10 protein-coding genes are annotated in these 9974 nt (G+C 68.0%); 5 read left to right on the top strand and 5 right to left on the bottom strand.

The genetic code is table 11. The features are described 5' to 3' along the window. Positions 1 to 162 precede the first annotated feature (162 nt). Together QK444_RS24570 and QK444_RS24565 are read right to left on the bottom strand one after the other, a co-directional pair. The gene (locus QK444_RS24570) at positions 163 to 393 is read right to left on the bottom strand and encodes a hypothetical protein (RefSeq protein ID WP_282784111.1); all 231 of its coding nucleotides are present in this window, start codon (positions 391 to 393) and stop codon (positions 163 to 165) included. 311 nt (positions 394 to 704) lie between these two features. Next, on the bottom strand, positions 705 to 2030 hold the full coding sequence (locus tag QK444_RS24565; RefSeq protein WP_282784109.1) for an acetyl-CoA acetyltransferase: 1326 nt from the start codon (positions 2028 to 2030) through the stop codon (positions 705 to 707). Positions 2031 to 2383: 353 nt separating this feature from the next. On the opposite strand from QK444_RS24565, the gene QK444_RS24560 reads away from it, so the two are divergent. Genes QK444_RS24560 through QK444_RS24550 form a run of 3 tightly spaced genes read left to right on the top strand, consistent with a single transcriptional unit; the run spans position 2384 to position 5928 of the window. Next, positions 2384 to 3217, top strand: coding sequence for a hypothetical protein (locus QK444_RS24560; protein ID WP_282784107.1), 834 nt, complete (start codon positions 2384 to 2386; stop codon positions 3215 to 3217). Positions 3218 to 3247: 30 nt separating this feature from the next. Next, positions 3248 to 5176 (top strand): fumarate reductase/succinate dehydrogenase flavoprotein subunit, encoded by a 1929-nt coding sequence (locus tag QK444_RS24555; RefSeq protein ID WP_282784105.1) that lies wholly within the window; start codon positions 3248 to 3250, stop codon positions 5174 to 5176. Positions 5177 to 5178: 2 nt separating this feature from the next. Next, positions 5179 to 5928 carry a succinate dehydrogenase/fumarate reductase iron-sulfur subunit gene (locus QK444_RS24550; protein ID WP_282784103.1) on the top strand — a complete coding sequence of 250 codons (750 nt, stop codon included), beginning with the start codon at positions 5179 to 5181 and terminating at the stop codon, positions 5926 to 5928. Between the two features lie 414 nt (positions 5929 to 6342). Here QK444_RS24550 and QK444_RS24545 read toward each other — a convergent pair whose 3' ends face one another. Both QK444_RS24545 and QK444_RS24540 read right to left on the bottom strand, forming a co-directional pair. Further along, a complete protein-coding gene (locus QK444_RS24545; protein ID WP_282784101.1) occupies positions 6343 to 6546 on the bottom strand; it encodes a DUF397 domain-containing protein in 204 nt (67 codons plus the stop codon). Continuing rightward, positions 6543 to 7445 carry a helix-turn-helix transcriptional regulator gene (locus tag QK444_RS24540; protein WP_282784099.1) on the bottom strand — a complete coding sequence of 301 codons (903 nt, stop codon included), beginning with the start codon at positions 7443 to 7445 and terminating at the stop codon, positions 6543 to 6545. Before QK444_RS24540 ends, QK444_RS24545 begins: the two co-directional genes overlap by 4 nt. A gap of 476 nt (positions 7446 to 7921) precedes the next feature. Here QK444_RS24540 and QK444_RS24535 point away from each other — a divergent pair, with 476 nt between their 5' ends. Further along, positions 7922 to 8125, top strand: a complete 204-nt coding sequence (locus tag QK444_RS24535; RefSeq protein ID WP_029932399.1) for a hypothetical protein — start codon at positions 7922 to 7924, stop codon at positions 8123 to 8125. Beyond that, a complete protein-coding gene (locus QK444_RS24530) occupies positions 8106 to 8306 on the top strand; it encodes a hypothetical protein (RefSeq protein WP_282784096.1) in 201 nt (66 codons plus the stop codon). The genes QK444_RS24535 and QK444_RS24530 overlap by 20 nt, the downstream gene beginning before the upstream one ends. Before the next feature lie 245 nt (positions 8307 to 8551). Here QK444_RS24530 and QK444_RS24525 read toward each other — a convergent pair whose 3' ends face one another. After that, entirely contained in the window at positions 8552 to 9484 is a 933-nt protein-coding gene (locus QK444_RS24525; RefSeq protein WP_282784094.1) for a DNA-3-methyladenine glycosylase 2 family protein, read from the bottom strand. Positions 9485 to 9974: the final 490 nt, after the last annotated feature.

The following is a 9974-nucleotide window of genomic DNA, read 5'->3' as shown; positions in this document are numbered from 1 at the left end:
CCCCCGGGGGGGGCCCCCCCCCCGGGGCCGGGCGCGGCCCCGCCCCGCAGCGGGGTGCGGGACCGCTTACGCGGGGCGGTACGAACCGGCCGACCACGCCACCGCGAACACGGCGCACGGCCGCCGCATTCGTACGCCCCGCCGGACAGCGTGAACGGCCGATCAGCGGACGAAGCAGAAGATGTTGCCGTAAGGGCAGTTCGGGGCGGTGTTGGCGGACATGGTGATGAACAGCTGGCTGATCACCGTCGCCAGATCGGCGCTGCCGGTGGCCGAGCCGGAGGCCGAACCACTGGCCGAGCCGGTGATATCCGCGGACGCGGGAGCGGTCGCGGTGGTGAGGGCGGCGGCCGACACCGCCCCGATCATGACGAGACGAGCGGTTCGACGCACGGCAAAGCCTCCGTGTTCTCAAGCTGAACGGCACACGATCTTGTTGCGCCGCATGGCCTTCCGGCCGGTATCCACAGCACGGTAGCCGCGCGACACCGCGCCGGTCAGCCCCCACATCATGGGGCACCGCGCCACCGGGGTCAACGGGCACAGGACCGGTCGAGCACGCGGTGTCGGCCAGGCGCAGCGGTCGACCGGGCGCAGCGGCGATCAAGCCACGGCGGCCGAACACGCACGGCGGCCAGTCAGCCGCGGCCGCCGAACACGCATGACAGCCGTTCAGGCACAGGGCCGGTCAGGCACGGTGGCGGTCAGGCACGGTGGCGGCCGGAGCGGCGGGAGCGGGAACCGTGGAAGCGGGCGCCGCGCGGGGTGGGTGTGATGGGGCGGGAGTGCGGGGTTTCGAACAGCACGGCCAGGGATTGCGAAGTGCCGGAAGCGGTTACGGCGAGACCACGGCCACCCTCGCGGCGGGACAGCTCGTGGAGCAAAGTGGTGACGATGCGCAGTCCCGCCGCGCCGCCCGGATCGCCGAGGGCGATTGCGCCGCCGTGTACGTTGAGGCGGGTGTCCTCGGGATCCCAGTCGCCCCACAGGTGCTCGAGGGCCAGGATTTCGACGGCGTCGGATTCGTCCACCTCGACCAGGTCCAGATCGCCGAGTTCGAAACCGTTGCGGGACAGCACCTTCGCGGTGGCCTCGGCGGAAGCGGGAAGGGGAACGGCCGGATCCACGGCGGCGTTCACCCACCCGACCAGATAGCCCAGGGGTTCCAGGTCGAGGTCGGCCAGCCGCTCCTCGGCCACCACCAGGCACGCGGAAGCGGCGAAGGTACGGGCGCTGCTGTTGGCGGTGGTGGTGATCCCGCCGGGCAACAGTGGCAGGAGGGTGGAGAAGGCGCGGGGCGACACGTCGTCGCGCAGCCCCTCGTCCCGGTCCATCAGCTGGACCACGTCCGAGTTCATGTCGTCGGGATCGGCGCATACCACCACCGGCGCGGTCTCGGTCCCGAACACGCCCTGGCGGCGGGCCTTCGCCGCCCGCCGATGGCTCACCGCCGCCACCTCGTCGGCCTGCACCCGGGTGATCCCGTAGTGCGCCGCGAGATACTCGACCCGCTCCAGGGCCGCTCGGGCCGCCCCCTCGGCCCGAGCAACCGCCGGACCGTCACCGTCGCCGACGTACCGTGCGGAAATCAGTGGCGGCGCGCCGGATTCGCCATCGCCGCGACGCGCGAACCCCGCCGTGTACGGCGGGGGCTGCCCCTGACCCGACCCGCCGGGCATCGTCCCCGTTCGGGGGTACTCCGCCCCGACGGCGAGGACCACGTCGGCGGTTTCGGCCTGCACCATCATGGCCGCGGTGATGAGGGCGCGCAGTCCGCTGCCCGGCCCCGCACCGATCGGGAAATGTCCGATGGCGGGCGGGATTCCGGCCAGGTCGGCGGCCAGGCGGGCGGGTTCCGGAGTGGGGACGGCGGTGACCAGGTGCTCGATCCGCTCGGGGTCGATGCCGGAGCGGCCCAGGACGGCGGACAGCGCCGTCGCGATCAGGCGATGCGGAGCCACGGCACCCAACGCTCCGGCGGGCAGGCCGACCGGTGTGCGCATGGGCATGACGATGGCGGCTCTCCTCATGGTCCGGCTCCTTCCCCCGGATGTCGATCTCGCAGGACAGGGCATCACAGACTTGTTGCTGCCGTGTGACGCCCGGTGGACCGAATTTCCAGAATCAGGTTTTGTTTCGGTGCGCGATTCGCTGAATCTCACTGGGCTCGTGCCTGGTTCGTGAGGGTTGCGGTTTGTTCACCACCGCAGCTCACCCCCGACGCACCGAGGAAATGTGGCGCAAATCACGGGTTTGCGGGCGGGTCCGAATTCCCGGGACAGTGCCCGGGTGATAGCGGACCTGTCGTAAGGTGCTGGGCATCACATTCGATGCCGGAGGTAACGATGACGTTCCACGGGGTAGAGCAGCGAGGCATCCAGCAGTGAGCGCCGCACCGACGAGCGCCCCGGAGTCGGGCGCCACCGGAGTATTCAGCAAGAGCCGTGCCGCCATTTCGAGCCGCACCCTCCGCACCGACCGCTGGTGGCTGCCGCCACTGCTCACGGTGCTCGGCCTGGGCACGTTCGTCGTCTACGCGACCATCAGATCCTTTGTGCGCGAGGCGTACTGGGTCGACGAGTATCGCTATCTGACACCGTTCTACTCGCCGTGCGTGAGCACCGTGTGCGATCCCGGCTCCGCGCACTTCGGGACGCCGGTGGGCGAGCTGCCGATGTTCATTCCGCTCGGTTTCCTGGTGCTGCCGCTGCTGCTGGGCTTCCGGCTCACCTGCTACTACTACCGCAAGGCCTATTACCGGTCGGTGTGGCTGTCGCCGCCCGCCTGCGCGGTCGCGGAACCGCACGCCAAATACACCGGCGAGACCCGGCTGCCGCTCATCATCCAGAACTCGCACCGCTACTTCTTCTACGCGGCGGTGGTGGTGACCCTGATCAACACCTACGACGCGCTGTACGCGCTGACCAACTCCGACGGCAGCTTCGGGCTGGGTCTGGGCAATCTGGTCCTGCTGGTCAATGTGGTGATGCTGTGGGCGTACACGCTGTCGTGCCACTCCTGCCGCCATGCCACCGGCGGACGGCTCAAGAACTTCTCCAGCAATCCGGTGCGGTACTGGATGTGGACCCAGGTATCCCGCCTCAACACCCGGCACATGCTGTTCGCCTGGATCACGCTCGGCACGCTGATGCTGACCGATTTCTACGTCATGTTGGTCGCGAGCGGGACCATCGGCGACCTCCGATTCATCAACTGATCATCCCCATCGTCAGGAGTATTCGGTCCTATGCCTGAAGTCGAACGGCACAAGTACGACGTCGTCGTGATCGGTGCCGGTGGCGCCGGACTGCGCGCGGTCATCGAGGCGCGCGAACACGGACTCTCGGTCGCGGTGGTGTGCAAATCGCTGTTCGGCAAGGCGCACACCGTCATGGCCGAGGGCGGGTGCGCCGCCGCCATGGGCAATGCCAATGAGAAGGACAGTTGGCAGACCCATTTCAAGGACACCATGCGCGGCGGCAAGTTCCTCAACAACTGGCGGATGGCCGAACTGCACGCGCAGGAGGCCCCGGATCGGGTGTGGGAGCTGGAGACCTACGGCGCGCTGTTCGACCGCACCTCCGACGGCCGGATCTCGCAGCGCAATTTCGGCGGGCACACCTACCCCCGCCTCGCGCACGTCGGCGACCGCACCGGGCTCGAACTCATCCGCACCATGCAGCAGAAGATCGTCTCGCTGCAACAGGAGGATTTCGCGGAGACCGGCGACTACGAGGCGCGCATCAAGATCTTCCAGGAGTGCACGATCACCGAGCTGCTCAAGGACGGCGACCGCATCTCCGGGGCGTTCGGCTACTGGCGGGAGTCGGGCCGGTTCATCCTGTTCGAGACCCCGGCGGTGGTGCTGGCCACCGGCGGTATCGGCAAGTCGTACAAGGTGACCTCGAACTCCTGGGAGTACACCGGCGACGGACACGCGCTCGCGCTGCGCGCCGGGGCCACGCTCATCAATATGGAGTTCCTGCAGTTCCATCCGACCGGCATGGTCTGGCCGCCCAGCGTGAAGGGCATCCTCGTCACCGAGGGCGTGCGCGGTGACGGCGGCGTGCTGAAGAACTCCGAGGGCAAGCGGTTCATGTTCGAGTACATCCCCTCGGTGTTCAAGGGGCAGTACGCGGAGTCCGAGGAGGAGGCCGACCAGTGGCTGAAGGACAACGACTCCGCCCGGCGCACACCGGATCTGCTGCCGCGTGACGAGGTGGCGCGGGCCATCAACGAGGAGGTGAAGGCGGGCCGGGGTACCCCGCACGGCGGCGTGTACCTGGATATCGCCTCGCGCCTGCCCGCCGCCGAGATCGTGAAGCGGCTGCCGTCCATGCACCACCAGTTCAAGGAGCTGGCGGATGTGGACATCACGAAGGAGCCGATGGAGGTCGGGCCGACCTGCCACTACGTCATGGGCGGCATCGAGGTGAATCCGGATACCGGCGCGGCGACCGTCCCCGGATTGTTCGCGGCCGGTGAGTGTTCCGGCGGGATGCACGGCTCCAACCGCCTCGGCGGCAACTCGCTGTCGGATCTGCTGGTCTTCGGTCGCCGCGCGGGCCTGGGCGCGGCCACCTACGTGGAGGGGCTGAGCGAGCGCCCCGCCATCGCGGACGCCGATATCGCCGCGGCCGCGAAAGCCGCACTGCAGCCGTTCGATCCGCCGACCACCGGGCCGGGGGAGAACCCGTACACGCTGCACACCGATATGCAGCAGACCATGAACGATCTGGTCGGCATCATCCGCAAGGAGCATGAGCTGAAGCAGGCCGTCGAGAGGCTCTCCGAACTGCGGGACCGCTTCGACGACGTGACCGTGGAGGGGCACCGGCAGTTCAATCCGGGCTGGCACCTGGCCATCGATCTGCGAAATATGTTGCTGGTCAGCGAATGTGTGGCGCAGGCGGCGCTGCTGCGCACCGAGAGCCGGGGCGGGCACACCCGCGACGATCACCCCGGCATGGATCCGGCGTGGCGCAACAAGCTGCTGGTGTGCCGGGTCGATCCGGACGAGGTGGGCTTCACGGTGCCGTCGGTGACGGTGACGCCGGAGGAGCAGCCGCCCATGCGCGCCGACCTGCTCGCGCTGTTCGACCTGCAGGAACTCGAGAAGTACTACAGCCCAACCGAACTCGCGGCTCATCCCGCGTCCGGGAAAGGGGATGCCTAGCCATGGGGTACGAGGCGAAATTCAAGGTCTGGCGCGGCGACACCGAGGGCGGTGCACTGCAGGATTTCACCGTGGAGGTGAACGAGGGCGAGGTGGTGCTCGACATCATCCACCGCCTGCAGGCCACCCAGGCTCCCGATCTGGCGGTGCGGTGGAACTGCAAGGCGGGCAAGTGCGGTTCCTGCTCGGCCGAGGTGAACGGGCGGCCGCGGCTGCTGTGCATGACCCGCATGTCCACGTTCACCCAGGACGAGGTGGTAACGGTGACGCCCATGCGCACCTTCCCCGTGATCCGGGACCTGGTCACCGATGTGTCGTACAACTACACGAAGGCGCGCGAAATCCCGTCCTTCACGCCGCCCGCGGATCTGAAACCGGGTGAGTATCGGATGCGGCAGCAGGATGTGGAGCGGTCGCAGGAATTCCGCAAGTGCATCGAATGCTTCCTGTGCCAGAACACCTGCCACGTGGTGCGCGATCACGAGGAGAACAAGGTCTCCTTCGCCGGCCCGCGGTATCTGATGCGCATAGCCGAACTGGAAATGCATCCGCTGGACGTGGCGGATCGCCGGGAACTCGCTCAGGACGAGGCCGGGCTCGGTTACTGCAATATCACCAAGTGCTGCACCGACGTGTGCCCCGAGCACATCAAGATCACGGACAACGCCTTGATCCCGCTGAAGGAGCGGGTGGTGGACCACAAGTACGATCCACTGGTCTGGCTGGGCAACAAGCTCTTTCGCCGCAAGTAGACGCCGCCTCCGGCCCGCTTTTGGCTGGAATCCACCCGTGATTCCAGCCAAAACCACGTCGGAACGGCATCGGGGTGGTCACAGCATCTCCACCACGCCGACGGCGACCGCCGCCACCAATACACCGACCGCCAGCGCGGGTACCAATGCGCCGGTCAGTACGAATATGCCTACCGCCGATACCGCGAAGAGCATTCCAACGATCAGACGTTCGACCCAATCGTCCGGGAGCAATTTGCGGTACCGGGGCGGATGAGAATTCCTGAGCCCTCGGTCCACGCATATTGGATTACCCGTACTTAGCGCGGGCAAACATACTGCCGTTGCCGAACGGGTGCACAATCGTGATCTTCCCGGGGATGGGAGGGAACGCCCCGGCGGCGGGCAGGTGGGGTACGCCCGCCGCCGGGGTCGTCAGGCGTCGAACGCGCCCTCGGTGATCTCCGTGGTGAAGCTCGACCAGTCGCCGCCCGCGAAGATCAGGGCGGGGCCGTCCGGATTCTTGCTGTCGCGGACGCCGACGCGACCGCCCGACAGGAACGCCACCTCCACGCATTCCTTGCCCGCGCCGCTGCGACTGCTCTTGAACCAGTGCGCCCCGGCCAGATCCATAGTCATGCCGAATACTCCTTCGCCACCTGCCGCAGCAGGTTCCTACTGGTTTGGATGTCCGACGCGCAGCGCTCCAGACAGTCCAGTGCCCGGCTGTAGCGCTGCACGTCGCCTTGTCGTTCCAGATACAGATCCCCGGTGAAGCCCTCGACATAGACCACCGGCGGCTCCACCGACTGCCCTCTGCCGTCGGTTCCGAACTCGAGAATCACGAACGGGCCGGTGGAAAGTCCCAGCGGGACACCGGCGCTGAAGGGCAGGATGCGCAGCGCGACATTGTCACGGGTGCTCAGCTCCGCCAGGTGCCGCACCTGCGCCGCCATCACCTTGGCACTTCCCACCAACCGGTGCAATACCGATTCGTGCAACACCATTGCGACGCTGGCCGGATGGTGACGGCGGGTGATCAGGGCCTGGCGCTGCATCCGCAACTGCACGCGCCGCTCCAGCTCCGCCTCGGAGTCGTCCGGGTATCCGAGCCGGTTGAGGGCGCGCGCGTAGTCGGCGGTTTGCAGCAGTCCGGGTACCAGTTCGGACTGGTAGCAGGAAAGCTGCTGCGCGGATGCCTCCAAACCCACGTAGACGTCGAAATTCTCCGGAATGAGGTCGCCGTAGGAATGCCACCAGCTTTTCACCGCGGCCTGCTGGGCCAAACCCTTGAGCCCCTCGGCGATCTCGTCGGGGATGCCGTAGATACGGCACAGCTCCTGGATATCGATGGTGCGAATGCGATCGGCATTGCCCTTCTCGAGGCGCTGCAGGGTACTGGCGCCCCACTCCATGAGTTTGGCCGCCTCCGCGATGGTCAATCCTGCCTGGGTGCGCCAATCCCGCAGATAGCGGCCGAGCTGACGGCGCGGCAGCGTCGAGGCGGCGCTCGGGGAATTCGCGGGACCAACTGACACAGCGCGCTCCGTTCTCGAGTGTTCACGCGCGGGCGGTCACCAAAACGCTGAAAGTCTTGCAGCACACCGGCTCCCGCCCGGTACGCAGATCGGTGTTCATCGACAGCATGGCAGGGGGGCTTCGTCCACTATGGACAATCCTGCTCTCCCGAACGGATTCGCTGCTGGGAATTCGCGCGTTTTTCCGTGGGAATCTGTGAAATCACTACGCCGAATGTCTGCTCATGGTGTGCTGAGAATGTGCCCGGGGCGGACAGCACCTCGGCCCCTACCTTGACTGAAACCTCCGGGCACGCTCCACAACTCGCACGCAGGGACAGGATTCACACGCAGGAACGAGGAGTTATGGCTGAACGCGTCACCCCCCGTCGTATCCGCAGACGTATCCACACCGCCCGTCTGGCAAACGGGTGGACAACCTGGGATTGTCACCCTCCGACGCCACACCGCACGGTGTGCGCGGCGGGAGTGGCGTAATGCAGCTGACCTCCTTGAACATGCATGTCGCCGGACTCATGCGGTGCCGGACCGACCCCGGCATCATGACCGTCGACCAGGCGCACGCGGCCATGCAGATGCACCTGGACTGCACGGTGGACACCTGTCGGGTGCGGCGGCGGGCCCGCGCCACCCTCGTCGACGAGGGGCGGTGTGTTCTCGATGAGCGCGCCCTGCCATAACCGCACCGCCGCGCACGGACCGGATCTGCTCGACCGCGCCACCCACCGATTGGTGTGGTTGCTGGTCGATATTCGCCGGGCCCTGCTCGCCGCACCGACCCGGCAGCCACCCGTACCCGCCCGCCGGAAGTGGCAGGCCGAACCGGGCACGTCTGGGGAAGGCGCCCGGCACCGCCGGTAGATCCGGTGAGGTTCCGACATCGCGACGGGCGTCGATCACCCCCGGTCACACCCGCGCGAAGGTCGGCGTCGGGTCCGGGGCGGCCGTCACACCGCCGAACGGCCGCCTCGGGCCCGACTTTCAGCGCCGACCCGACAGTTTCCGACCTCGAGTCCGGTGGGCGCGGCCCCGATAAGGCTGTGGACGCTGTCGCTCCAGCGCGGGGACCGGTACCCGCTGTCGGTCGCGGGACGGGTACCGCGGAGTCAGATGCGGCTGTGGTCGGTGTACGGGGTGCGGGGGCCGAATTTGGGCTTGTGGGCGAAACCCGCCAACTCCAGGAGGCGCACCGCGCGATAGCGGTGTGGGCGCAGCGGTTCCAGATACTCGACCATGGCGTCGTCGTCGATGGGGCGGCCGAGCAGGGTCCAGCCCATGGTGGCGGCCAGGTGGAAGTCACCCACGGACAGGGCGTCCGCGTCGCCGAAGGCGCGCTGGGCGATTTCGGCGGCGGTCCAGACGCCGATGCCCGGCACGGTGCACAGCAGTCGCGCGGCGGCCGCGTGGTCCAGGTCCGCCGCCCGCTCCAGCTTCGCGGCCATTCGAGCCGCCAGCACAATGGTTTTCGAGCGCTGCGGGCCGACATTGGCGCGGTGGTAGACCCAGGACGGGATATGGCGCCAGGTCTCGGCGTCCGGCATCAGGCACAGGCCGTCCGGGGCCGGGCCCGGAGCGGGAGTCCCGTAGCGCCACACCAGCTTCCGCCAGGATTGATGCGCGGTGACCGTATGCACCTTCTGCTCCAGCACCGCCGGGACCAGCGCCTCGAACACTCGGCCGGTGCGCAGCATGCACAAGCCGGGATTGCGCCGCAGCGCCTCGGCGATCTTGGGGTGCGCCGGGGCGAAACCGCTCAGGTCCTCGTCCAGGCACAGCATCCCGGGCAGCCGTTCCAGGAACTCCTCCGCGCCCGGCCCCCAGGCACCGGCATCGACCCCGTGCCGGTCGGCCTGGCGCAGCCGATACGTCACCGGCCCGCTGGGCAGACGCGAGGCATGCCAGTGCGCGCCGTCGCGGGTGATGCGGTAGCAGGGGTCACCGGGACCGCGCCGCAGCGGCAGGACGGTACCGGCCAGGTCGATCGGACGATCGGAGCGCACGGTCCGCGTTCGTGCGGTCTCCGTCGTGGCTGCGGTCACCGCGCCATTCTGCGCTATCGCGCGGACGGTTCGGACCGGTATCCCGCCACCGGGTGAGCTACACCACCCCCGCTGCCACGACGCCCGGCAGCGCACCATGACGTCCCGTCGCCATGGAGCGACAACGGGGGACTTCGGCCGCGCCGCGGCCCGGTCGATGACATCCGCGCGACGGCGATGGAGCAACCGCGACAGCAATGCGGCAACACAGTGGCCGCGCCACAGCAGCCGCGCACGAGAGGGTGGTGCAGCACTGACGGCCGCCCACATGCTGCGGGCGACGCGGGCCGTCCCCGCACGCCACCATGCTCACGGCAAGGATGCCGTGAGCACACAGCGCCGCGCCGCGATCGGTGCCGTCATCTCAGCAGGGCGCGAGCATCTTCCGCTCGTGTACCTGCGCCACTCGGCGAGTTCGCGACACCGGACGCCATACGAAAGGTGTGCCGCGATGCCGTGGAGGTCGCCGGTATCGAGATGAGCGACCTGG

Origin of the sequence: Nocardia sp. CC201C, from assembly GCF_030010695.1 — a bacterium.
Lineage (GTDB): Bacteria > Actinomycetota > Actinomycetes > Mycobacteriales > Mycobacteriaceae > Nocardia > Nocardia otitidiscaviarum.
The sequence above is the reverse complement of the archived record's forward strand: the minus strand, read 5'-3'. Positions and strand labels throughout refer to the sequence as shown.

Bases quoted from the DNA above. Each gene is read 5' to 3' on its own strand.
- QK444_RS24565 (WP_282784109.1), bottom strand. From the start codon at position 2,030: ATGAGGAGAGCCGCCATCGTCATGCCCATGCGCACACCGGTCGGCCTG.
- QK444_RS24555 (WP_282784105.1), top strand. From the start codon at position 3,248: ATGCCTGAAGTCGAACGGCACAAGTACGACGTCGTCGTGATCGGTGCC.
- QK444_RS24550 (WP_282784103.1), top strand. From the start codon at position 5,179: ATGGGGTACGAGGCGAAATTCAAGGTCTGGCGCGGCGACACCGAGGGC.
- QK444_RS24545 (WP_282784101.1), bottom strand. From the start codon at position 6,546: ATGACTATGGATCTGGCCGGGGCGCACTGGTTCAAGAGCAGTCGCAGC.
- QK444_RS24535 (WP_029932399.1), top strand. From the start codon at position 7,922: ATGCAGCTGACCTCCTTGAACATGCATGTCGCCGGACTCATGCGGTGC.
- QK444_RS24530 (WP_282784096.1), top strand. From the start codon at position 8,106: ATGAGCGCGCCCTGCCATAACCGCACCGCCGCGCACGGACCGGATCTG.